21 protein-coding genes are annotated in these 22,144 nt (G+C 70.4%); 9 read left to right on the top strand and 12 right to left on the bottom strand.

The genetic code is table 11. The features are described from left to right. The first annotated feature begins 123 nt into the window (after positions 1-123). Genes DFR72_RS43450 through DFR72_RS43435 form a run of 4 tightly spaced genes read left to right on the top strand, consistent with a single transcriptional unit; the run spans position 124 to position 2,286 of the window. On the top strand, positions 124-369 hold the full coding sequence (locus DFR72_RS43450; RefSeq protein ID WP_090073595.1) for a hypothetical protein: 246 nt from the start codon (positions 124-126) through the stop codon (positions 367-369). Continuing rightward, the gene (locus DFR72_RS43445; RefSeq protein WP_090073597.1) at positions 366-1,496 is read left to right on the top strand and encodes an MFS transporter; all 1,131 of its coding nucleotides are present in this window, start codon (positions 366-368) and stop codon (positions 1,494-1,496) included. Before DFR72_RS43450 ends, DFR72_RS43445 begins: the two co-directional genes overlap by 4 nt. Continuing rightward, a complete protein-coding gene (locus tag DFR72_RS43440) occupies positions 1,493-1,897 on the top strand; it encodes a Dabb family protein (protein WP_090073599.1) in 405 nt (134 codons plus the stop codon). The genes DFR72_RS43445 and DFR72_RS43440 overlap by 4 nt, the downstream gene beginning before the upstream one ends. Positions 1,898-1,911: 14 nt before the next feature. After that, complete coding sequence (locus tag DFR72_RS43435) at positions 1,912-2,286, top strand: ester cyclase (protein WP_090073601.1); 375 nt, start codon at positions 1,912-1,914, stop codon at positions 2,284-2,286. On the opposite strand, the gene DFR72_RS43430 is transcribed toward DFR72_RS43435, so the two are convergent. Next, on the bottom strand, positions 2,273-4,897 hold the full coding sequence (locus DFR72_RS43430) for an AAA family ATPase (RefSeq protein WP_090073796.1): 2,625 nt from the start codon (positions 4,895-4,897) through the stop codon (positions 2,273-2,275). The genes DFR72_RS43435 and DFR72_RS43430 overlap by 14 nt on opposite strands. A 176-nt stretch (positions 4,898-5,073) precedes the next feature. Here DFR72_RS43430 and DFR72_RS43425 point away from each other — a divergent pair, with 176 nt between their 5' ends. Continuing rightward, positions 5,074-5,493, top strand: coding sequence for a DUF6292 family protein (locus DFR72_RS43425; RefSeq protein WP_143087008.1), 420 nt, complete (start codon positions 5,074-5,076; stop codon positions 5,491-5,493). A gap of 105 nt (positions 5,494-5,598) precedes the next feature. Continuing rightward, the gene (locus tag DFR72_RS43420; protein WP_090073606.1) at positions 5,599-5,874 is read left to right on the top strand and encodes a hypothetical protein; all 276 of its coding nucleotides are present in this window, start codon (positions 5,599-5,601) and stop codon (positions 5,872-5,874) included. Here the strand turns inward: DFR72_RS43420 and DFR72_RS46115 are convergent. From DFR72_RS46115 to DFR72_RS43405, 4 genes are all read right to left on the bottom strand, one after another. After that, positions 5,871-6,044: a hypothetical protein gene (locus DFR72_RS46115; RefSeq protein ID WP_170176673.1), complete on the bottom strand. Its 174-nt coding sequence runs from the start codon at positions 6,042-6,044 to the stop codon at positions 5,871-5,873. The two genes, DFR72_RS43420 and DFR72_RS46115, sit on opposite strands and share 4 nt — an antisense overlap. 60 nt (positions 6,045-6,104) lie before the next feature. Further along, on the bottom strand, positions 6,105-6,230 hold the full coding sequence (locus DFR72_RS47645; protein ID WP_256240858.1) for a hypothetical protein: 126 nt from the start codon (positions 6,228-6,230) through the stop codon (positions 6,105-6,107). An 88-nt stretch (positions 6,231-6,318) separates the two neighbouring features. Next, complete coding sequence (locus DFR72_RS43410) at positions 6,319-8,133, bottom strand: ricin-type beta-trefoil lectin domain protein (protein ID WP_090073610.1); 1,815 nt, start codon at positions 8,131-8,133, stop codon at positions 6,319-6,321. 42 nt (positions 8,134-8,175) lie between these two features. After that, positions 8,176-10,032 (bottom strand): discoidin domain-containing protein, encoded by a 1,857-nt coding sequence (locus DFR72_RS43405; RefSeq protein ID WP_090073613.1) that lies wholly within the window; start codon positions 10,030-10,032, stop codon positions 8,176-8,178. Positions 10,033-10,131: 99 nt separating this feature from the next. Between DFR72_RS43405 and DFR72_RS43400 the strand changes: the two genes are divergently transcribed. Beyond that, the gene (locus DFR72_RS43400) at positions 10,132-11,136 is read left to right on the top strand and encodes a LacI family DNA-binding transcriptional regulator (protein ID WP_211335768.1); all 1,005 of its coding nucleotides are present in this window, start codon (positions 10,132-10,134) and stop codon (positions 11,134-11,136) included. Here DFR72_RS43400 and DFR72_RS43395 read toward each other — a convergent pair. From DFR72_RS43395 to DFR72_RS43375, 5 genes are all read right to left on the bottom strand, one after another. Next, the gene (locus tag DFR72_RS43395; protein WP_090073617.1) at positions 11,133-11,570 is read right to left on the bottom strand and encodes a hypothetical protein; all 438 of its coding nucleotides are present in this window, start codon (positions 11,568-11,570) and stop codon (positions 11,133-11,135) included. The genes DFR72_RS43400 and DFR72_RS43395 overlap by 4 nt on opposite strands. Positions 11,571-11,608: 38 nt before the next feature. After that, entirely contained in the window at positions 11,609-13,909 is a 2,301-nt protein-coding gene (locus tag DFR72_RS43390) for a glycoside hydrolase family 95 protein (RefSeq protein ID WP_090073619.1), read from the bottom strand. Positions 13,910-13,988: 79 nt separating this feature from the next. Next, positions 13,989-16,118, bottom strand: coding sequence for a DUF8189 domain-containing protein (locus DFR72_RS43385; RefSeq protein WP_090073621.1), 2,130 nt, complete (start codon positions 16,116-16,118; stop codon positions 13,989-13,991). A gap of 237 nt (positions 16,119-16,355) precedes the next feature. After that, positions 16,356-16,841 (bottom strand): universal stress protein, encoded by a 486-nt coding sequence (locus tag DFR72_RS43380; protein ID WP_090073624.1) that lies wholly within the window; start codon positions 16,839-16,841, stop codon positions 16,356-16,358. Between the two features lie 13 nt (positions 16,842-16,854). Beyond that, a complete protein-coding gene (locus tag DFR72_RS43375; RefSeq protein ID WP_090073626.1) occupies positions 16,855-18,378 on the bottom strand; it encodes an MDR family MFS transporter in 1,524 nt (507 codons plus the stop codon). Between the two features lie 103 nt (positions 18,379-18,481). Here DFR72_RS43375 and DFR72_RS43370 point away from each other — a divergent pair, with 103 nt between their 5' ends. Continuing rightward, positions 18,482-19,063, top strand: coding sequence for a TetR/AcrR family transcriptional regulator (locus DFR72_RS43370; protein WP_090073629.1), 582 nt, complete (start codon positions 18,482-18,484; stop codon positions 19,061-19,063). Here the strand turns inward: DFR72_RS43370 and DFR72_RS43365 are convergent. After that, positions 19,051-19,641, bottom strand: coding sequence for a short chain dehydrogenase (locus tag DFR72_RS43365; protein ID WP_090073631.1), 591 nt, complete (start codon positions 19,639-19,641; stop codon positions 19,051-19,053). The two genes, DFR72_RS43370 and DFR72_RS43365, sit on opposite strands and share 13 nt — an antisense overlap. A 69-nt stretch (positions 19,642-19,710) precedes the next feature. Here DFR72_RS43365 and DFR72_RS43360 point away from each other — a divergent pair, with 69 nt between their 5' ends. After that, a complete protein-coding gene (locus tag DFR72_RS43360; RefSeq protein ID WP_090073633.1) occupies positions 19,711-20,604 on the top strand; it encodes a LysR family transcriptional regulator in 894 nt (297 codons plus the stop codon). Here DFR72_RS43360 and DFR72_RS43355 read toward each other — a convergent pair. After that, positions 20,525-22,132: a PucR family transcriptional regulator gene (locus DFR72_RS43355; RefSeq protein ID WP_090073636.1), complete on the bottom strand. Its 1,608-nt coding sequence runs from the start codon at positions 22,130-22,132 to the stop codon at positions 20,525-20,527. The genes DFR72_RS43360 and DFR72_RS43355 overlap by 80 nt on opposite strands. Between the last annotated feature and the right edge of the window lie 12 nt (positions 22,133-22,144).

Genomic DNA, 22,144 nt, shown 5'->3' with positions numbered 1-22,144 from the left:
GGCGAAGGACCTGGCCATCGCCGCGGTGGCGGTGGCGCACTCGGCCGCGTAGGCGGACGGGAACCGCTCGACCAGCGCGTACAGCACGCGCGTCGCGATGCGGTAGCCCTCCAGCGCGTTGGCGTGATCACCGCGGCCCACCAGGCGGTTCCAGAAGTTCAGCACCACCTGGGCGTACTGCGGGCCGTGCGCGTCCTGCCGGTGCAGGTCCTGGATCAGCGGCAACGCCTGCCGGTCGATGTCGAACGCGTGCTGGCCCGACTGGTCGAGCGCGGTCGCTTCCGCAAGGTGGTCGTCACCTACCTACGCGATCTACGTAACGACCACCGACGCGAACGACCCCGCTCCGGCGCGAACCTTGGAGCGTGACAACACGAACTGCGCCAACGCGAACGGCCCGGGCGGTGGTCCTGGCCTCCGCCACTCTCACGATCATGGCCGCGGCGATCATCGCCCCGAGCCTGCCCGCGATGGGCGAGGTGTACGGCGAGGGGGTCCTGGTCCGCCTGGCCCTGACCACCACCTCGCTGGCCATCGCGGTGAGCGCGCCGCTGGCGGGCCTGGTGGCCGACCGCACGGGCCGCAAACCGCTGCTCACCGCCGGCCTCGTCCTCTACGCGGTGGCGGGCACGGCCGGGTACTTCGTGACCAGCCTGCCGGTCCTGCTGGCCACCAGAACCCTGCTGGGCCTGGCGGTGGGCGGCATCATGACCGCCGTCAGCGCCCTGATCACCGACTGGTTCGAGGGTCCGGAACGCGGCAGGTTCCTCGGCTTCCAGCAGGCCGCGGCGAGCCTGGGCGGGGTCGTCTTCCTGCCGCTGGCCGGCGTGCTGGCGGGCGTCGACTGGCGGTTGCCGTTCTGGCTCTACAGCGTCGCCGCGCTGATCGCACTGGCCGCGGCGACCGGCCTCACCGCCGAACGACGCACCCACCGGCAGGCCACGGGAGCCCAGGCGTTCCCGAGGAAGGCCATCGGGATCTACCTGCTGGCCCTGGTCGCGACCCTGGTGTTCTACATGGCCCCGACGCAGCTGCCGTTCCTGCTGCGCGACCTGGACGCCGGTCCCGCCACGATCGGGTTCGTCATCGCGGGCAGCACCCTGACCAGCGTCGCGGGCGCCCTGGTCTTCCCGAGACTCACCACCACGAAGATCACCGCCATCAGCGTCGCGCTGCTGGGCGCCGGGTGGATCGTCATCGGTGCGGCCAACGGGGTCGTGCCGGTCGCCGCCGGACTGCTGATCGGCGGGTTCGGCGTGGGGCTGGTGGTCCCGAACCTCAACGTGGGCCTCGCGAACATGGCCGAACCGGCCCAGCGTGGCCGTGTCCTGAGTGGACTGGTCGCCGGCGTCTTCCTCGGCCAGTTCCTGTCACCGCTCGTCATCGCACCCCTCGTCCACGCGACCGGCATCGCCGCCGCGTTCGGCTGGACCGGGGTCGTCACCACCGTCGCAGGGGCGGTCCTCGCCCTGGGGAACAAGGAGAAGAACCGATGATCTACCACGGCAACCGCTTCACGCTGCGCGAGGACGCCTCGCCCGAGCAGGTCGAGGAGGCACTGGAGAGCCTGCGCAACCAGGGACGCGTCATCCCGTCCGTCAAGTCCTTCGTCGTCGGTCGCGACTTCGGTGGCGAGTACGAGTGGGGCGCCACGTTCGTCATCGAGGACCTCGACGGGTACTGGGAGTACCTGGTCCACCCGGCGCACCGCAACACCGACCGCGTCGGCCTGCCGCTCGTGGACAAGTTCGCCTCGTTCGACATCACTGACGACGAGGACCCCGAGATCGGCGCGAAGATCGCCGCCCTGCACCAGAAGCGGTACGACAGCGACCCCGAGCTCACGCAGCTCGTGTCCGACCTCGGCGAGTACACGGGCAGCGCTGCCCCCGGCTAGCACGGAGACAAGTGATGAGCGACCTCACGCAGGCCTGGCTCGACTTCTGGAACGGCGACCTCGCCCGAGCCGAGGACATCGTCCACGAGGACTTCGTCTGGCACGTCGCCCCGCTGACCGGCGGGCCCTCACAGGACCACACCGGACGCGAAGGGCTCGTCGAGTGGGTGCGCGGCTCCCACCAGACCATGCCGGGGCTGAAGTTCACCGTCGAGGTGGGGCCGATCTCGCAGGAGCCGTTCCACGTGCTGCGCTGGTTCGCCGAGGCCGGCGCGGTCTCGTTCCACGGCACGGACATCCTGCGCGTCGACAACGGCAGGATCGCCGAGTACTGGCTCAACGCGGACGGCCTCTGGGCGGCTCAGCAGCTCGGGATCACGCCGAGCTGAAGACGTCCTTGAGCTGACGGCGCGAGTTGATGCCCACCTTGCGGAAGATGTTGCGCAGGTGGGCATCGACCGTGCGGGGGCTCAGGAACAGCCGCGCGGCGACCTCCTTGGACGTGGCCCCGGTCGCCACCAGCCGCGCGATGTGCGTCTCCTGCATGGTCAGCTCGTCGGTGGCCTGGGCGGAACGGCTGCGCGCGACCTCCCCGGTGGCCCGCAGTTCCACCGCCGCGCGGGCTGCGAAGGCCTCCATCCCGATCGAGGACAACAGATCGTGCGCGGTGCGCAGCTGTGTGCGGGCGTCGACGCGGCGGCCGGCGCGACGCAACCACTCGCCGTAGACCAGGTGGGCCCGGGCGAGATGAGGCCGGGCCGCACTCGATCCCAGCTGCCGCAACGCCTTCACGAATGACTCCTCCTCGCCCGTGACGAGAGCCTGCGAGTACGCCGCGACACCGGCGGCCCACGAGGTCTCACAGGGCGAGGTGCGGGAAACGAGGTCCTCCAGCGCTTCCGCGGCCACAGCGGTCTCGCCGCACCGCACCGCCGCCTCGATCAGCTCGGGCAACGCCATCCCGGCCAGGTAGAGATCGCCGGGTGCGACCGCCTCACGGGCGGCGGCCAGCGCCACCGGGTAGTCGCCGAGACCGTTGTGCAGCACGGCGGACGCCCAGTGCGTGTTCGCGATCAGGCACCCTTCCCGCCGGGTGGCCTCCCGCAGCGAGTGCTCGATCTCGGCCAGCACCTCCTGCTCCTGCCCGCGGAACGCCGCCAGGTGCAGCCGCTGATAGCGCAGCGGCGGCAGCCCGAGGGCATCGGCGATCGCCTCTTCCTCCGCGATGGCGGACACGGCCTCGCCGAACTCGCCGGTGATCACCGCCCCGATCGCCAGCTGGGCGAGCCCGAGCCGCAGCACGAACGGCGATCCGTTCTGCTGCCCGGTCTTCACCAGCCAGCCGGTCACCGACGAGTGCACCTCGGTGTCCCACAGCTCACCCGCGAGGACCGTCGCCAGCGCGGGGTGCCGGGTCCACGCCAGGTCGTCGCCGGAGAACAACCGCCGCAGCAACGGAACGGCGGCCCCGTGTCCCTCGTCCGCGAGAAGCACCAACGCCTCCAACGCATCCGAGCCACGACCAAGCCCGCGGGCCTCCCGCACCACGGCGTCCATCACGCCGCTGGGCCGCCCGAACGCGAGCGCGATCTCCAGCGCGTCCAGCACACCGTCACGAGCGGCGGCACCGGTCATCCGCCGAGCCGCGTTCAGCACGAACGACGGCCCGTTGTTCGACTTGTCGCGCACGAAGGCGATCCGCCCGCGCAGCAGGTCCGCTCGCGGGTCATCCGCGGGGAAGGTCGTAAGCAGCTCGGCCGCCACGTCCACCGCACCCGCGTCGAGCTTGGCCTCGGCCGCGGCCAAGGTGCGCCCGGTCCGCAGGTCGGCCGAGAGCGACAACGCCGCCGCGCGCTCCAGGAACGCCGCCGCGGCAGCCACCCCACCGCGCGAACGGGCGCGGTCGGCGGACCGCTCCAGCTCCGCCGCCAGCGAGTCGTCCGGCCCGGTGCCGGCCTGCGCGCGGTGCCACACCCGCCGGTCCGGGTCGGTGCGCGGATCGGTGGCGGAGGCCAGTGCGAGGTGCACCGCCTGCCGTTGCGCGGGCGAGGCCGCCAGGTAGACGGCCGACCGTGCGAGCGGGTGGCAGAACCGCACCCGCGCCGAGATGCTGACCAGCCCGGACGCCTCGGCCTCGACCCAGGCGGACGCCACGTCGATGCCGAGTTCGGCCGCCGCGGCCCACAGCAGCTGCGGCTCACCGGTCGGTTCGGCTCCGGCCACGGTCAGCAGCAGCCGCGTGCCGGCCGGCAGCCGCCCGGCACGTTCCTGGAAGCCGCGTTCGATCCGGTTCGGCACCGAGGCCACGTCCGGCAGCGCGAACCCACCCGCCTTGGGCAGTTCCAGCAGCGCCAAGGGGTTCCCGCGCGCCTCGGCGAGCAGCCGTTCCCGCACCTTGTCGTCCACCACCGCGACCGGTCCGGACGTCAGCAACGCGCGGGCCTCGGCGTCGGCCAGCCCTCGCAGTTCCAGACCGGGCAACTCGTCCAGCCGCGACGGCGCCCACGGCCGGCGCGCGGCGAACACGAGCACGACCGGTTCGGAGGCCAGCCGCCGCCCGAGGAACGCGAAGACCTGCGCGGAGGCCTCGTCCAGCCAGTGCCCGTCGTCGAGCAGGCACAGCACCGGGTCGCCGCCGCCGAGCAGTTCCAGCGTGGCCATGCCGATGCGCAGCACGTCCGGCTTCCCGCTCGCCAACCCGAACGCGACCTCCAGCGCCTCCCGGTGCTGCCCGGACAGCGAATCCACCAGTGGAGCGCACAACTGGTGCAGCGCCGCGAACGGCAGCTCGGTCTCGAACTCCGATCCGGACGCCTCCAGCACCCGGAACCCGTCCGCCGACTCCCGCACGTGGCCGAGCAACGCGCTCTTGCCCATGCCCGCCTCGCCGCGCAGGACCAGGGCGCCGCCGCGCCCGTCCCGGGCAGCCGTGAGCATCCCGGCGAGACAACGGATCTCGTCGTCCCGTCCGAGGAGCGATGCCGAGGTGAGCGCGTCCATGACGAGCACGTTATGCGAGAGGTGAGATCACCCGTTCGGCCCACAACCGGCCATCGGCCCCGCGCCTCACCGTACGAACGTCCTGAGAAGCGTTTGGCCGACACCCCGCACGGGTATCCGACCTGCGCAGAACTGGGTGTACAGCTGACGGAGGCACGGCTCGCATGGACCGCGACATGACGATCGACTTCGGCTTCGACTTTCCCTTCGACATCGACTTCGACGACTCGGTGGCGCGCGACGTGCAGCGCTACGTCCGCGAGGTCGTCTCCAAGCTGGGGCTCCGCGGCGACAGCTCGTGCGTCGAGATGACGCCGCGCGTCAGTGCGTACGTGGCGCTGGACGGGCGCCTGCGCGACTTCCCCGACCACTACGTGGCGCTCGTGTGGAACGAGCAGAGCGGCTGGTCGGTGGCGGTCGAGGACCGGCTGGGCGAGCTGGTGGAGGTGGCACGGTTCGGTGGTGAGCCGCGCCCGGCACCCGCCGTCGTGGCCGGCTGGGTGGACCGCGTGCTGCACGAGGAACAGGTGCGGGAGCAGGGCAACCGCGACTTCGCCGCCTTCGTTCCGGTGCAGCGGGCCGCCGCTCTGTCGTGACCAAGGCCGAAAAGTCTCGTTTGACCGTTGGGCAGCGCGGGTAGTCAGGGGCGCGTCAAGCAGTCGGCGCGCCCCTGACCCCCGACTGTCTGCAAGGCGGAGCACATGAACACCAAGGCATTCGACCGGGCGATCTGCGACGCCCTCGTCCTCCTGCGCACCACGGCCGGAGGGGATCTCGCCGACCAGGCCGAGCAGGCGCGGAAGTGCCTGGCGAAAGCCGTGAACGACTCCCCAGGTGTGCCCGCGCGGGCGTTGGAGCACGTCGCGGCCGCCGATGAGCACCTGGAATACGGCGAGCTCATGGAGGCGCGGACGCTGCTGACCGCGGCTCGGGGCTTCCTGCCTGGCCGGCGGGCCGTGGTACCGGCCCGCGCCTAAAGGCTCCGCTGGTCCATGCCGCCCTCGTCGTGAGGCTCCGACTCGTCACGTCCCCGGTGCGGCCCGCCGGGGTTCTCGTCTGCGTAGGTCGGCCTGGTGTGCTCGCTGCCGATGTCGGCGTCCTCGAGTTCGCTCTCCGCCGTCACGCGGTCGGGTTCCGGCGTGCTCATCGCCATTCCTCCTGCCAGTCGTGGTCGGTGTCGTAGGCGCCGGCGAGCAGCCCGGAGAACTCAGTCCGGCGGCTCGCTCGCGTCCTCGGTGGTCTCCTGCGTGACCTCCGGCTCCTCGGTGTCGAGGTCGTCGAGGCTCGGGGTGCCCGGCGAGTGCGGTGCTTCCGGGTTGACGGGATCAGTCATGTCTCGCGGTTACCCGTGCCACCCGGCCTCAAGCACCGGGATGTGAGAGGCCGGCGCCCGCCGTCTTCGGGCACCGGCCTTCCCCTACCTACGCGGGCACGGTCCACCGTTGGTTGGCCCCGCCCGTGCAGGACCAGATCTGCAGCTTCGCGCCGTCGGCCGTGTTGTTGCCGATCACGTCCAGGCACTTGCCGCTGCCCGCGTTCACCAGCGTGCCGCCGGAGGCCGTCCACCTCTGGTTGGGTCCGCCGAAGCAGTCCCACAGCTGGACCGCCGCGCCGTCCGCCGTTCCGTTGCCGGTGACGTCGAGGCACTTGCCGAGGCCGCGCACCGTGCCGTCCGCCTGCAGGGTCCACGTCTGGTTCGGGCCGCCGAAGCACGTCCACAGCTGCGGCAGGGTGCCGTTCGCGGTCGAGCCGTCGGTGACGTCGAGGCACTTGCCGCCCAGGCCCGTGATGGCGCCGGTGCGCCCGCCGGGCTGGCCGGGGTCGAGCGTGCCGGGCCAGGTGAACGTCGCCATCGCACCGGCCGGCAAGGTGTAGCCGAACGTCTGGCCGCCGTAGGAGACGCGGAAGTTCTGCTGGCCGCCCGAGTTCAGCGCGACGAGCACGATCTGGCCGTTCGGGTTGCGGAAGGCGACGTTCTGGATGCCGCCCTCGCCGTAGCCGGTCGAGTCGATGCGGACGGCACCGGGCTGCACGAACTTCGACAGGTGGCCGAGGACGTAGTACTCGGCGTTGTACGTGACGTTGCCGCCGCTGGTCGTGACGACGCCCGTGCAGTTGGTGCAGCTGCCGATCACCGGGCCGTTGTTCTGGTCCAGCGCCATGTTCCAGATGGCGACGCTGCGCGCGTGGTTGCGCGTGGCGCCGATCGCCAGGTTGATGCCCTGCCAGCGCAACGTGTCGCGGAACGTCGCCGCGTCGCTGGCCGACTTCGTGCCGGAGCACTCGGTGAAGAAGACGTCCTTGCCGGGCTGGTTGTTCTTCACGATCGACTGCCGGCCGGGGTCGCCGCCGTAGCAGTGCCAGGCGGAACCGATCACGTTGCCGCCCGCACCGTTGTTGACGGTCTGCGCGTAGTCGACGTTGTCCCAGTTGTGGTCGTAGCCCAGCAGGCGGGCCTGCTCACCGGCGGCGCGCAGCTTCGGCACCAGGGTGTTGATGACGTTGACCTGCTGCTGCGGTGACATGTACATGCCCGGGTAGCCCGGCGGTTCGAAGAGCGGCTCGTTCTGCACGCTCAGGTAGTCGATCGGGATGCCCGCTGCCTTGTACGCCTGGGCGAACTTGACGAGGTAGTCGGCGTAGACCCCGATGCGGCTGTCGTTGAGCGACCCCCGGATGAGGTTGTTGTTGTTCTTCATCCAGGCCGGCGCGCTCCACGGCGTCGCCATCACGGCGAGCTGCGGGTTGAGCTGCTTGGCCTGTTGCAGCAGCGGCAGGACGTACGGCCGGTCGTGGTCGATCGAGAACCGCGAGAGCGACGGGTCCGCCGCGCCGTCGTCGTAGGTGTAGAAGCTCCGGGAGAAGTCGGTCGAGCCGATCGGCTGGCGGAGGAAGCTCATGCCGATGCCGTTGTTCTTGTCGAACAGGTTGTTCATGATCTCGTTGCGGCGCGGCGAGTTGAAGATGTTCCACGCCGCCGCGTCCGTGAACGACGCGCCGAAGCCCACCATCGACTGGTAGGTGGAGTTCGGGTTCACGGTGATCGTCGACCCGGTGCCACCCGAGCCGAACGTCACGTCCGCCTGTTTGGTCAGTGCGTTCGACTTGTCACCGGTGGTCAGCCACACGCTCGCGTTGGTCGCGGCGGTGGCGGCGGGGGAGACCAGCGTGCTTCCCGCCGTCACCACGACTGCCGCGATGGTGATGCCGCGCCAACGTTTTGTCGCCTTTGACATAAGCGCTCCTTGCAGGGGTTTGGGCGCCCGACAGCAGTTTCTTCAGTTGTACAAGCGGAAATCGGCGATGCTCCACCAGTTGCTCGCGGCACCGGTGGACGTGATGCGGACGTAGCGCGCGCTCGTGCGGCGGACGTCGACGTTCGTCAGCTGGCCGACGCCCGCGCCGGACGCGATCGAACGCCAGGACGTGCCGTCGTCGCTGACCGAGAGCTCCCAGTTGCGGGCGTAGTCGCCGAGGTTGCCGCCGGAGTCCACGGCCACGCGGCGGAAGTCCTTGCGACGCCCCAGATCGACCTGCAGGAACTGGCCGGGAGCCTGGGCCGCGCCGTTCGACCACCGGGTCGACGCGTCGTCGTCGATCGCGTGCGCACCGTCGGGAGAGGCAGTGGCGCCGGTCAGCGGCACGGCGTCCAGCCTGCTGCGGAGCTGGCTCGTCCAGGTGAACGTCGCCAACGCGCCACCGGGCAGCGTGTACTCGAACGTGCGGTCGCCGACGTTGACCGCGAACGAGCGCGGGTCGTCGTGCTGGTTGTGCACCACCAGTGCCGTGGAACCGTCCGGGTTGCGGAACGCGGCGTCCATGATCTGGCCGTTCCAGCCGGTGGTGCCGAACGACGTGCTGGCGATGCGGCGTGCGCCGGGTTTCACGAACTTCGAGAGGTGGCCGATCGTGTAGTACTCGGCGTCGGTGACGACCGAACCGTCCGGCTGCACGGTGACGAGGCCGGTGCACGTGCCGCAGCCGCCGTTGTGCGGGCCGCCGGTGCTGTCGAGCGCGATGTTCCAGTTCACCGCGCTCCGCGCCCAGTTGCGGGTGGTGCCGAGGACGACGTTGCGGGCGTGCCAGCGCAGGGTGTCGCTGAAGACCTTGGCGGGCGGGTCGGTGGCGCCCTTGGAACCCGAGCACTCGGTGAACCAGATCCCCTTGTCCGGGAACGTGTTGCGCAGTGCCGTCTGCGCGCTCGGGTCACCGTAGTAGCAGTGGTAGGCCGTTCCCGCGAGCCACTTCGCGGCCTTGCTGCTGAGGATCTGGTACGGGTAGTCGGCTTCCGCCGTGCCGTCGTTCGGGTGCGTGGCCCAGTTGTGGTCGTAACCCAGGATCTTCGTGCGCGGACTGGCGAGCCTGAGCTTCGGGCCGAGCGCCTCGATCACCTTGATCTGCGCCGCGACGGGCATGTCCGTGCCGGGGTAGGCGTCGGGCGTGCGGTTCTGCGGCTCGTTCTGCACGGACAGGAAGTCGACCGGCACACCGGCCCTCGCGTACGCCTGCACGAACTTCACGAGGTAACGCGCGTAGGCGTCGTAGACCTTCGGGTCGTCCTTGAGCTTGCCGCCGACGAGCGAGTCGTTGTCCTTCATCCACGCCGGCGGGCTCCACGGCGTGGCCATGACTTTCAGGCGCGGGTTGAGGCGCTTCGCCTCGCGCAGCAACGGGAGGATCTTGGCCTCGTCGTGGCGGACGCTGAAGTGGCGGAGCGGGAAGTCGGTCTGCCCGGCCGGCACGTCGTCGTAGGTGTAGTGCTCTTTCGCAGCGGTGAAGTCGGACGAACCGACGGGCTGGCGCAGGAAGCTGACACCGATGCCGTGCACGGGGTCGAAGAGCTTGCGCATGGTCTCGGCGCGGACCGCCGGGGAGAGGCCCGCGAGCAGTTCGGCGGACGAGTCGGTGATGGACGCGCCGAAGCCGTCGACCTCCTGGTAGCGGCGGCCGGGATCGACCACGATCGTCGGCTGCGCCGACTCGCCGGTGCCGAAGGTGACGCGCGGCCGTTCGTGCATCAGTTCCGCGCGATCGGGCGTGGTCACCCACACCCGCACCTGAGGCGCGCTGGACGCCTCCGCCGACGGGACGGCGGTGAGCCCGAGCACCAGGGCCACGATCACGGTTCGTCTCATGTAACACCCAATCATCACTGTGAAACATCAGCTTCCAGGATGAAACACCCGGCCGTGTCGAGGGTCAATGGTCTGGATGATTTCCGGTACATTGACCTGGTGGAACGCAAGATCGAACACGTGAAACAGCGCGCGAGTCTCCGTGACATCGCGGCGGAGACGGGCGTGTCGATCGCGACCGTGTCCCGGGTGCTGAACGATCACGTCAGCGTGGCCCCGCGGACCCGTGACCTGGTGCTCCAGGCCGTCGAACGGCGCAGGCAGGAGACGCCGGCGAGGCTCAGGACCGTCTACGTCCGGTGCCCGTACGTGCTCACCGACTACTTCGGCCTGATCGTCTCCTCGATCGCCGAGACGCTGAAGCTGCACGGCCTGCGCCTGCTGCTCGACGCGGGGGAGTCGGGCCAGCAGAGCGACGCGCTCAAGGTGTTGCCACGCGAGGCCGGCGTCGACGCCGCGATCCTCATCCTGCCGCCGGAGGAGGGGGACGAGCTGGTCGCCCTGTCCGAGTCGGGCTTCCCGTTCGTCGTGGTCGACCCCCGCACCCCGCCACCGCCGGACATCGCCGCGGTCTCGGCCGCGCACTCGTCCGGGGCGCGGGCCGTCGCCGACCACCTGATCGGCCTCGGCCACCGCGACATCGCCGTGATCGCCGGACCGGAGGAGTGGCTGGCGGGCGACGCGCGCCTGGCGGGCCACCGCGCGGCGCTGGCCAAGGCGGGCGTTCTGCTGACGCCGGACCGGTTGCGGCACGTGGAGGCCACCACGGCGCACGGCAAGCGCGCCGCGGCGGAGTTGCTCGACCTCGAACCGCGCCCCACCGCCATCGTCTGCTTCAACGACAAGGTCGCCGTCGGCACGTTGCAGGCCGCACGGGAACGAGGGCTGCGCGTGCCGGAGGACCTGTCGGTGGCCGGGTTCGACGACATCGACCTGGCCGAGGCGACCGACCCGGGACTCACGACGGTGCGGCAACCGTTGCAGGAGATGGGCAGGATCGCCGTCACGCAGCTGATGCGCGTGCTGGACGGGCATCAGCCGGAGGCGTTGCACATAGAGCTGGCGACGACGCTGGTGGTGAGAGGCTCCACAGCCGCCGTCTAGTGCACGACACCCCAAGTGCGCACGACGGGGTCGACGAGAACTCGAAGGTGCTGCTCGCCGCTGTAGTGGCCACAACGGTGGTGGACCTCGAAGCCGCCGCCTGACGGGATCCAGAGCGTCAGCTCGTGGCTGACGCCCTCGCCGTCGTCGTGCGCGGTGCTGTCGAGCACCTCGGCGACCACTACGGTTCCCTTGGCGCGCAATGCGACGGTCTCCTTGGCGGACTCGGCCGCGGTCGACCAGATCGCCAGCAAGCCGAAGAGGACCACCAGCAAGCCCAACTCCCACAGCACGATCGCCCACCACTGCTGGCCGGAGAAGGCGAGCCAGACCATGGCGGGGACCACGGCGGCGATCGCCGCCCCGGCGACGATGCGCTGGGCCCGTGCCGAACCAGGGGTCGTCAGGGTGACTTCAGCGGGGTTCGTGGTCACCGGCCGATCTTAGGCCGGTGACCACGAACCTGGTCGCGTTACGGGCGAAGCGTCACCGACTGGCCCCTCCGCAGGGTGATCCGCTTCTTCCAGCGGCCGAAGCGCACCTCGGTCTCCGTGCCGCCGACGCTGCGGACGGTCGCGCTGGTGACCTTCCCGTCCTTCCACGCCAGGTCGACGGAGAAGCCGCCGCGGGCGCCGATGCCGGTGACCGAGCCGGTCTTCCACGCCGAGGGCAGCGCGGGCAGCAGTTCGATCACGCCGGGGCGTGCGTACAGCAGCATCTCCAGCATCGCGGCAGGAGCGCCCAGGTTCGCGTCGATCTGGAAGATCGAACGGTCGCCGAAGCTGTACATGTCGAAGAAGTTCGGCGCCGTGCCGTTCGCGAAGCCGATCGACGGCCGGATGACCTTCCCGATCAGCTCGTACGACCGGTCGGCGTCCTTCAGCCGCGCCCAGCACGCCGCCCGCCACGCGAGGCCCCAGCCGAAGCTCTCCATGCCGCGGGTGATCAGGTGCTGCTTCACGCCCTCGACCAGCGCGGCGGGGGAGTCGTCGTGGTTGATGCGGTCACCGGGGAAGAAGCCGACGAGCGGCGACAGGTGCCGGTGCGTGGTCTCGCCGAGGTCGTCCGGCGACATCCACTCCTGCAGCATGCCGGTCTTCGGGCTGACGACCGGCAGGTACAGCCTGTCCCGCAGGGCCGACATCCTCCGGCCGTAGGACTGGTCGCGGCGCAGCACGTCGGTCGCGGTCCGGTACGTGCCGAAGAGGTGGTGCACCAGTTCCTGCGTGTAGGTGAGACCACGCGCGTCCTGCGGTCCGTGCTCCGGCGACCAGTCGTGGTCGTCGACCAGGCCTTCCGGCGTCTCGACCAGACGTGCCTCCCAGAACTCGCAGGCGCCCTTGAGCAACGGGTAGATCTTGGCCAGGTAGTCGCGGTCGAGCGTGTACTCGTAGTGCTCGAACAACGACATGCACAGCCACGCGTTGCCGCCGGGGTGCCACCACCAGCCGCTGCCACCGTAGATGTTGGTGGAGAAGGCGACCGCCCACCCGGCCACCCGGTCGTTGGTGTTGCGGAACCGGTTGCGCGAGTCCTGGAACACCGACTGCGTGGTGTTCGTCCACGCAGGCAGTTGCGCCACGCAGTAGTTCGCGAGCGCGTCGAACGTGTCCGACAGCGCTGCGCGGTCCGCGAGCCAGTAGTTCATCTGGATGTTGATGTCGGTGTGGTAGTCGCTGTACCAGTCGGGGTTGTTGTTCGACAGCCACAGGCCCTGCAGGTTGATCGGCAGGTTGTCGCGCGACCCCGTGATGGCCAGGTAGCGGCCGAACTGGAGGTAGCTCGCCTCCAGCTCCGGGTCGGGCGTGGTGCCCGAAGCCCTTGCCTGCAAACGGGTCCACGTGTCCATCGCGCGCTGGGCGTCGGTGGAACGGCCGAGGTCCACCTTCTGCCGGTCGTACTTCTTGCGGTAGTCCGCGACGTGCGTGCGCAGCAGAGCGTCGGCCTTGACGCGCACAGCCGCCTTCCGCAGCGCGAGCTTCGCCGGTTCCACGAGCGGGTCCATGAAGCCCGCCGAGGCGTCCGGGACGTAGTTCGTGCCGCCGGAGAACACGATCACGAGGTCCGAGCAGCCGGAGAACGACAGGTCGGCACCGTCTACTTCGACCGTTCCATCAGGACTGAACGCCGTGACGACACCGCTGTACGCCAGCTTGTTCGCGAACGAGCCGGTGAAGACGGCCGCGGTGTGGGGCGCGTCGCCCACGGCCGGTTCACCGTGCGCGCCCTGGAGCGTGATCTTGCCGGACTGGTCCGGGCCGGCGAGGCGGACGACCACCACGTCGTCCGGGTGGCTCGAGAAGATCTCGCGCCGGTACTGCTTGCCGCCGTGGGTGTACCTCGTGGTGACGAGGCCGTTGCTCAGGTCGAGCTCGCGGCGGTACCCGGTGGCTCCCGCATGGCCCGGCACCTCGACGTACAGCTTGGCCAGCATGGAGAACGTGCCGAAGCGCGAGTCGTACGGCAGCTGACCGTCGCCTTCGAGTGCGTCGTTGAGCTCGCCGGTCCACAGCGTGACGTCGGTCAGGTACAGGAAGTCCTTCTCGACGCCACCGCCGACGAGCGCGCCGAGGCGGCCGTTGCCGATCGGCAGGCCCTGCTCGATGATCTTCGCCTCGTCGGCGGGAGCGGGGTACCAGAGGGTGGTCGGGTTGGGGTTGAGCTGGGTGGACGTCGGGCGGTAGGGATCGGCGTGCGCGGTGAAGGCGGGCAGGGCCATGGCGCCCAGCCCCAGCGCGCCGGTGGCCTTCAGGAAGCTGCGGCGTGAGGTCATCGTTGGGCTCCAGCGAGGCCGGTGGTCTGGGGGACGGAACGGTGAAGGGTCATCCGTGGTGCTCCTGGGAGGGCGCTGGTCAGCGGGCGTCGAGGCTGGACACGTGCACGGCGTTGTCGGGTCCGCGCACGGCGACCCAGGTCGAGCCGCCCGCACCCGCGGCGCCGCCGGCCGCGCCGGTCAGCGCGTTGCTGACGAACTGGTCGCGCTTGGTCCACCAGGTGCCGGCGCCGTCGACGAGGTCCTGCTGCCACAGCGTGTAGTCGCTGCCGCGCACGAAGACGTTGACGCGGTCACCGTTCGCGACCGCCGTCGGGCTGCCGCTGATCACGCCGCCCAGCGAGGCCCACGCGGACCAGCCGTTCGCGGTGCGCTTGCGGTACCAGGCGGAGTCGTCCTGCAGGCGGACCGTGACGAACGTGCCCGCTGCCACCGTCGCGGCAGAGGGCCTGCCGTAGATCTGCTGGTTGCCGGGCGAACCGACCGACGTCCAGGTGCTGTTGCTCTTGTCGCGCGTCCACACGCGACCGTCGGCGCCGCGGCCGAACAGGTTCCAGCCGTCCGGTCCGGTGAACGCCACCGACACGGAGTCGGTCAGTGATCCGCCGAGCGACGTCCAGTTGCTCCACCTGTTGTTCGCGAAGGTCCTCTGGTAGGCCACGTCGTCGGTGCCGCGGACGAAGAGGTCGATGCGGCCGTCCGGGCTCGCGAACGCGGACGGCTGGCCGAGGACCTGGCCGTTCTTCGGACCACCGAGCACGACCCAGTTGCGCCACTCGCCGTTCACCATGGAACGTTGCGTGAGGCGGCCGGACCTGTCGCGCGCGAACGCCGCCATCGTCCTGTCGTCCCAGCGGATCAGCGCCGGACTGGCCGAGGTCTCGCCACCGAGGTCGGTGCCGGGAACGGCCGTCTCGCCGCGCAACTTGAGGAACGCGGTGCCGTGCGCGGGAACCGTGACGGTGTGGGTGCCGGTCGCGGTGCCGCGGTCCGCACGAGCGCGCAGGTCGCGGACGCTCACCGTCCCCTTGAGGCCGGTGTCGGCGAGGTCGACGGTGAACTCCGCGGGCCGGTCGTTGCGGTTGAGCACCGCGACTGCCCGCTCACCCCTGCCGGACAACACCTTGCTGTAGACGTCGACGTTGTTCGAGCCCGCGACGCGCACGCCCTGGATGGCGAGCGGGTCCTGGTCGACCGCGATGATCTCGGGGTTCTTCAGCGTCTCGATCATCGATGGCGGCAGCGTGCGCGGGTCCGACCCGATGATCAGCGGCGAGGCCATCACCGACCACATGACGAGCTGCGAGGTCGACTCCTCCTCGTTGAGCTCGTACGTGCCCTGCTCGGTCTTGCGCATCGGGATCAGGTAGTCCGGGTCGTTGTAGTGACCGGGACCCTGCGCGCCGGGCCGGTAGAGGTTGCGGTCCATGTTGCGCAGCACGTCGCGCCAGATGCCCTCGTACGGCGTGCCGAACGCGACGTCCGTGCTGGTGCGCCACGAGTCGCCGACGCGAGGCCCGTACGTGTAGGCCACGTACGCGGTCTGGTCCCAGCGGTGCGGCACGGCCCATTCGTCGGTGACCGGGTTGCAGAGGTTGAGGATCATCTTGCGCCCGGCCTTCTGCACCGCCGCGGAGAACTGCGTGAAGGCGACGGCCGGGTCCATGTTCTGCGCGATGCCGCACAGAAAGTCGATCTTGATGGCGTCGAACCTCCACCCGGCGAACTGCCGGGCGTCCGCCTCGTAGTACCCACCACCACTGCCGGCCGCGCAGTTCTTGCCGTCCCACGCACCCGCGTCGGTGTAGATGCCCGCCTTCAACCCCTTGGCGTGCACCGTGTCCACCAGCTTGGTGAACCCGGAGGGGAACCGCGCCGGGTCGGGCACGAGCGAGCCCCTGCCGTCACGCGGCGGGCTCGCGTTCCACCCGCCGTCGATCCACACGATGTTGTAACCGGCCTGCGCGAGGCCGCTGCTGACGAGGTGGTCAGCCACCCCGAGCACCTTCTCCTCCGACGCCGCGCCCACGGCGAAGTAGGAGTTCCACCCCATGTACGGAGTGCGCGCGATGCCCGAGTCGTAGTAGGTGGGCGCGCCTTGGTCGACACCCGCGTGTTCTGCCGGGGTGGACGGCGCGGCGTCGGCGAGCGCCGTGGGCGCCAATAGCGCCAAGGCGATGGTGGCCGCGGACAGCAGGGTTCTCGGCATACCCGTACCTCTCGTCGTCGAGTGGCCAAAGCATCCTTCGGTCGCTCGATCGCGTCAAGAATAAATACTAAATTAAGTTTAGAAATCCCTACGCCCGGACGTACCGTACAGCGCTCCGACCTATGACAACGAGACAAGACGTTCACGATCCATCCTTTGACGTGAACGCGCTGGTAGACGCGACGAAGCCCGCATTCGATCATCGAGTGCGGGCTTCATGTCGTCCGAGGTGTAGCGTCAGGGCACCACGAGAACCGGCCAGTGACCCGACCTGATCAAGCGCGTCGCCACCGACCCGGCGAACCGGTGCCCCGCCTGCTGCGAGGCCCCCACGACCACCATGTCGGCCTGGCACTGGTCGGCCGAGTCGCGCAGCACCGTGTACGGGTCGCCGAACGTCTTCACGAACGTCACCGGCACGTCGAGCTCCTCGGCGAACGACCGGACCTGGTCGCTCAGTTCGGCGTGCAACCGGACCGTTGCCTCGTGCTCGAACACCGAGGCGACGGCCGGGCTCAGTGCCGCCAGGGAGGAGTGGCACGCCACGAACGTGACGACCAGGCGGGCTCCCTGGCGGCGGGCCAGGCCGAACGCGCTGGCTGCCGCTCGCATGGCGGTGTCGGTGCCGTCCATCCCGACCATGATGGTCCTCGACGACGGCAGGGGAGCGGGACCGAAGCAGTCCACTGTGGACTGGAAGGCGTTGTGCAGGCCGGCGCTCATGGTTGCTCCTCGGTTATCGTGCGACCGCTGAGTCTGCTTCCTTCTTCTCGAGATCGATCGTGGTGCGCAACGTGATCGGCTTGAGCAGCAGGGCCGCGATGATGCCGACGACGCCTACCGCGGCGGAGATCAGGAAGATGTGCGCCGTCGCGTCGCCGTAGACGGTGTGCACGATCGTCTGCACCTGCGGTGGCAGGGCGGAGAGGTTCAGCGCGCTGGTGCTGCCCGTCGACTGGCCCGCCGGCACGTGCAGCGCGGCGGAGAGGTCCGCCGTCACGCGGTTGGCGAGCACGGCGCCCAGTACCGACACGCCGATCGTGCCGCCGAGCGAGCGGAAGAACGTCACGGACGCCGAGGCGGCACCGAGTTCGCTCAGCGGCACGCTGTTCTGCACGGCCAGCACGAGGTTCTGCATCGTCATGCCGACGCCGATGCCCACGACGGCCATCGCGATGCCGACGATCCACAGCGCGGTGGCGTGGTCGACGAAGCCGAGGCCGAGGAAGCCGAGCACCAGGATGATCGTGCCCGAGACGATGTACGGCTTGATCTTGCCGGACCGGCTGATCATGCGGCCGGAGATCGTGGACGACAGCAGCACGCCCGCCATCAGCGGGATGGTCAGCAGGCCGGCCTCCGTCGGGCTGTAGCCGCGGCCGATCTGGAAGTACTGGCCGAGGAACACCGCGCCGCCGAACATCGCCATGCCCACGGAGAGGCTCGCGATGATGGCCAGGGCGGGGGTGCGCTGGACGACGATGTGCAGGGGCACGACGGGTTGCTCGACCCGGAGCTCGACGGCGATGGCCGCGGCCAGCAGCACGAGGCCGCCGCCGACCATGGTCCCGCTCTGCCAGGAGATCCAGTCGAACGAGTTGCCGACGAACGAGACCCAGACCAGCAGCACGCTCACGCCGGCGGCGATCAGGGCGGCGCCGAGGTAGTCGATCTTCACGTTCTCGCGGCGCACGGTCTCCAGCTTCAGCGTCGCCTGCAGCACGACGAACGCCAGCGCGGCGATCGGCACGGCGACCCAGAAGCACCACCGCCAGCCGAGCCACGACACGTCGACGATGAGGCCGCCGAGCAGCGGGCCGCCGACCGTCGCCACGGCCATGACCGCGCCGAGGTAGCCGTTGTAGCGGCCGCGTTCGCGCGGCGGGATGATCGCGGCGATCACGACCTGCACCAGTGCCTGCAGGCCGCCGACGCCGAGGCCCTGGAACGCGCGGGCGGCGATGAGCTGCCCGGTGTCCTGGGCGAAGCCGGCGAGCAGCGAGCCGATCACGAAGATCACGATCGCGGCCTGGACCAGCGTCTTCTTGTTGAACAGGTCGGCGAGCCTGCCCCAGAGCGGGGTGGTGGCCGTCGCCGTGAGCAGGGTGGCCGTGACCACCCAGGTGTACTGCGTCTGCGTGCCGTTCAGCGAGCCGATGATCCGCGGCAGCGCGGTGGACACCACCGTGGAGCTGACCATGGCCACGAACAGCGCGAGCAGTAGTCCCGACAGCGACTCCAGCACCTGCCGGTGCCCCATCGCCCTTGTTTCGATCTTCACGTGCCGCCCCTTCGTCACCACAATTCTTGCGCGTTGTGCAAGTTTGCGCAATGAGCAACTTACACCCGCTACGCTGAACGGCATGGAGACGCTCACCACGCGGCGCGAGCACAACAAGGCGGTGACCAGGCGATCACTGGCCGGAGCGGCGCTGAGGCTCGCCATGGAACACGGGTTGGACGGAGTGACGGTCGAGGACATCGCGGACGCGGCCGGGGTCTCGCGCAGGACGTTCTCCAACTACTTCACCAGCAAGGAGGACGCGGTGCTCGACGCCGACCGCGAGCGGCTCAGGGCACTGGTCGCCATGGTCGGGGAGCGTCCGGCCGACGAGGGCGCCTGGCAGGCGCTGCGCGCGTCCACGGCCGAGCTCTACCGCGTCCGGCCCCTGCCCGACGTCGAGTGGATGGCCCAGCTCCGGCTGCTGCGCCGGCACCCGTCACTGCTCGCACGGCAGGCAGGCGACCAGGTCGGGCTCGAACGCGACCTGGCCGCCGTTCTCGTCCTGCGCGAACCGGACGAGGAGGTCGCCCGGCTGATGGCGGCGACCTTCCTCACCACGATCCGCACCGGCATCGCGCTGTGGCTGGAGGGCGCCGGGGCGCAGGAGCTGCCCGACCTGGTGGACCGCCTCCTCGGCCGGGTCCAGGTTCAGGGCACGTAGACCTGCCCGGTCTGCCGTCCCTCGATCGACCGCACGTAGGCCCGCGCCACGTCGGCCAGCGGCACCGGCGTCATGCCGGGGAAGTAGTCGCCGTACACGTCGAGCGCCTCGGTGAAGACGGTCGGGCTGACGGCGTTGACGCGCTTCGGGGCGATCTCGATGGCGGCGGCGCGCACGAACGCCTCGACCGCGCCGTTGGCCAGCGCCGCGGCGGCTCCGGTGACGATCGGTTCGCGCGCCAGCACTCCCGTGATCAGCGTGAACGACTCCGTCACGTGGGCGAGCCCCTCCCGGACCAGCGCGACCTGGGAGAGCACCTTGCCGGTCACCCCGGCCTGGTAGTCCGCGATCGTCAGGTCACCGAACGGCTTGAACGGCACGTGCCCGGCGGCCGACGCGACGGCGTCGACCTGCCCGACGGTCCGGTAGAGATCGGCCACCTGGGCCGGGTCGGTCACGTCGTACTGCAGGTCGCCACCGGTGCGTGCGACGGTCACGACGTCATGCTTGCGTTCGACGAGCACCTCGTGCACCGCGGTGCCGAGCAGGCCGGTAGCTCCCACGAGCAGAATCTTCATGCCATCGACGCTAGGTGCGGTCTCGCGAGGTGGGAAATGCCGTTCGTGCAGCACTTATGATCGGCGGTCATGAATGTCGAGTTGCGTCATCTGAGGGCACTCACCGCGATCGGCGACCACCGGTCGATCACCGCGGCGGCTCAGGCGCTGCACGTCACGCAGCCCGCGCTCTCCCGCACGCTCGAGCAGCTGGAACGGCGCCTCGGCGTGCGTCTGGTGGAACGCACGACCAGGCACGTCGCCCTGACCGAGCCCGGCCTGCGCCTGTGGGAGCACAGCCACCGCATCCTCACGTCGCTCGACTCGGCCCTGGCCGAAGCCGTCCAGCCGCAGCCGATCCGGCTCACCTTCGCCTGGGCCGCGCTCGGCCGGTTCACGATCCCGTTCCTGCGCGAGTGGCGGGCCGAACACCCGGACGTCCTGGTGCGCATCCGCCAGGCCGACGACCCGGAGGCGGCACTGCGCCGCGGCGAGGCGGACGTGGCGGTCCTGCGCACCGAACCTGCCGGTGCCGGTCTCGGCCACGCGGCGCTCATCGAGGAACCCCGGATCGCGGCGGTGGCGGACGACCACCCGCTCGCCGCCCGCGACGCGCTGGTGCTCGACGACCTCGTGGGCGAGTGCGTGGCGGTGTGCGAGACGGCGGCGACCACCGGTGCCGACCTCTGGCCTGCGGGAGCACGCCCGCGCACGGTGGACGTGCCCGGCGTGGTCGAGTGGCTCACGTCGATCGCGACCGGCACGACGGTCGGGGTCACGGCGGCCGGTACCAGCCACCACCACCCCCACCCCGGCGTGACCTACCTGCCGCTGACCGACGCCGAGCCGATCGTCGTGCACCTGGCGTGGCCGGAGGCGACGGCGCACCCGTCGACCGAGGCGTTCATCGCCCTGGCACGGCGCCACTTGGCCGCCACAGCCGGAGCTGCAGCATCGCCGCGAACCGCGCGTCCGGATCGCTGAGATCGATCTCCCCGACCTCCGAGAGCCGGCGCAGCCGGTAGCGGAAGGTGTTGGGGTGCACGAAAACGGCGGCGGACGCGGCGGCGACGTCACCGAACGCGTCGAGCCACGCGCCGAGCGTCTCGACCAGGCACGCGCTGTGCTTGCGGTCGTACGCGATCAACCGCGCGACGGGCCCGGTCAGCGTGTCGCCGCGTTCGGCGATCAGGTCCGACAACTCCAGCAACAGTCCTTCACCGTGCACATCGGACACCCGCGCCACCGACCAGGACGCACGCCCGGCCCGCAACACCCGCAGCACCAGGTCGGCACCGGCCCGCGACCGCGACAACGTCAGGCCGTCGGACACCTCGCCGACGCCCACCAGCACGGGGTTGCCGATGCGGTTGCGGAAGTCCGTGGCGATCCGCAGGGCCCGCTCGTCCGACTCGGCGGGCAGGATCGCGTAGGCGACGTCGCCGATCAACGCGGCGGCGGCGCGGGGGTGCACGGCCGTCAGGTGCATGGCGAGCGCGTCGGCGATCTGCTGGCGTTCGGCCAGCAGCCGGGCGTGCGCGGCGGGGTCGTCGCCGTGCGAGTGGGCGAGCGCCAGAGCCAGCACCACGCACGCCTGGTCGGCCAGACCGAGCCGCCGCACCGCCTCCGTCGCACCTGCGCCTCCCTCGACCGCGGTCGAGACGAGATCCGCGCGCAGCCGCCGTTCGACGTCGGCGCCCGCCCGCTGGCGCATCATGTGCAACGCCACGAGCTTGGCCGCGTCGCCGAAGGCGGTGGAACTGTCTGGGGACAGCGGCGCGCGGACTGCGGCCCAGATCGAGCCGAGGAACTCGTCGCCCGCGCGCACCGCCACCGCGAGGCGCGGCAGGCACAGCGAGCCGTCGTCGGCGCGCAGGCCCTCGATGTAGACGGGCTGGTCGCTGCGGTAGAGCTGCTGGAACACCCCGCGCGCCTCCAGCATCTGCGTGTAGCGCGCGGGCACCTTCCTGCCGAGGATCGTCTCGACGCGGGACGAGTCGGCCTCGTCCTGACGCCCCGAGAACGCGAGCACGCGCGAGCTGCGGTCCTCGATCGTCACCGGAGCGCTGATCAGCGACGCCACCGCGTTGGCCAGCGCGAACAGGTCACCGGCCGGCACGCCGCCGAGGGTCTCGGACGGGTCGACCTCACCCTCGGCCAGCAGGGACCGCAGCATCGCGGCGAGCTGGGTCCACGACGCGCCCGGCGCCAGGCCGAGCAACGCCACACCGGAGGCGTCGACGGCCTCGGAGAGCTCCGCGGTGAGGACGATCGGGCCGCGCACGACCAGCGCGGCCGCCCCCTCCTGGCCCAGCAGGGCCAGGAGAGGAGCGGGTTCGCGCACACCGACGCCGAGCACCAGCGCGGACGGCGGCAGCACCTGGTCGTCGTCCGGGTCGTGGATCACCACGCCGCCGATGTCGGTGGCACGGCCCGGATCACCACGCACGAGGTCGATCAGCGTGGTGCCCAGGTCGTCCAGCACGCGGGTGAGGCCTGTTCGCGGGCTCATGCCACCACCTGC

The sequence above is a fragment of the Lentzea flaviverrucosa genome (assembly GCF_003350445.1).
In the GTDB taxonomy this organism is placed as follows: domain Bacteria; phylum Actinomycetota; class Actinomycetes; order Mycobacteriales; family Pseudonocardiaceae; genus Lentzea; species Lentzea californiensis.
This window is presented reverse-complemented; position numbering and strand designations above follow the sequence as displayed.

Bases quoted from the DNA above. Each gene is read 5' to 3' on its own strand.
- DFR72_RS43385 (WP_090073621.1), bottom strand. From the start codon at position 16,118: ATGCCGAGAACCCTGCTGTCCGCGGCCACCATCGCCTTGGCGCTATTG.
- DFR72_RS43430 (WP_090073796.1), bottom strand. From the start codon at position 4,897: ATGGACGCGCTCACCTCGGCATCGCTCCTCGGACGGGACGACGAGATC.
- DFR72_RS43360 (WP_090073633.1), top strand. From the start codon at position 19,711: ATGAATGTCGAGTTGCGTCATCTGAGGGCACTCACCGCGATCGGCGAC.
- DFR72_RS43390 (WP_090073619.1), bottom strand. From the start codon at position 13,909: ATGACCTCACGCCGCAGCTTCCTGAAGGCCACCGGCGCGCTGGGGCTG.
- DFR72_RS46115 (WP_170176673.1), bottom strand. From the start codon at position 6,044: ATGAGCACGCCGGAACCCGACCGCGTGACGGCGGAGAGCGAACTCGAG.
- DFR72_RS43410 (WP_090073610.1), bottom strand. From the start codon at position 8,133: ATGTCAAAGGCGACAAAACGTTGGCGCGGCATCACCATCGCGGCAGTC.
- DFR72_RS43435 (WP_090073601.1), top strand. From the start codon at position 1,912: ATGAGCGACCTCACGCAGGCCTGGCTCGACTTCTGGAACGGCGACCTC.
- DFR72_RS43365 (WP_090073631.1), bottom strand. From the start codon at position 19,641: ATGAAGATTCTGCTCGTGGGAGCTACCGGCCTGCTCGGCACCGCGGTG.
- DFR72_RS43355 (WP_090073636.1), bottom strand. From the start codon at position 22,132: ATGAGCCCGCGAACAGGCCTCACCCGCGTGCTGGACGACCTGGGCACC.
- DFR72_RS43425 (WP_143087008.1), top strand. From the start codon at position 5,074: ATGACGATCGACTTCGGCTTCGACTTTCCCTTCGACATCGACTTCGAC.
- DFR72_RS43380 (WP_090073624.1), bottom strand. From the start codon at position 16,841: ATGAGCGCCGGCCTGCACAACGCCTTCCAGTCCACAGTGGACTGCTTC.
- DFR72_RS43420 (WP_090073606.1), top strand. From the start codon at position 5,599: ATGAACACCAAGGCATTCGACCGGGCGATCTGCGACGCCCTCGTCCTC.
- DFR72_RS43405 (WP_090073613.1), bottom strand. From the start codon at position 10,032: ATGAGACGAACCGTGATCGTGGCCCTGGTGCTCGGGCTCACCGCCGTC.
- DFR72_RS47645 (WP_256240858.1), bottom strand. From the start codon at position 6,230: ATGACTGATCCCGTCAACCCGGAAGCACCGCACTCGCCGGGCACCCCG.
- DFR72_RS43370 (WP_090073629.1), top strand. From the start codon at position 18,482: ATGGAGACGCTCACCACGCGGCGCGAGCACAACAAGGCGGTGACCAGG.
- DFR72_RS43440 (WP_090073599.1), top strand. From the start codon at position 1,493: ATGATCTACCACGGCAACCGCTTCACGCTGCGCGAGGACGCCTCGCCC.
- DFR72_RS43375 (WP_090073626.1), bottom strand. From the start codon at position 18,378: ATGGGGCACCGGCAGGTGCTGGAGTCGCTGTCGGGACTACTGCTCGCG.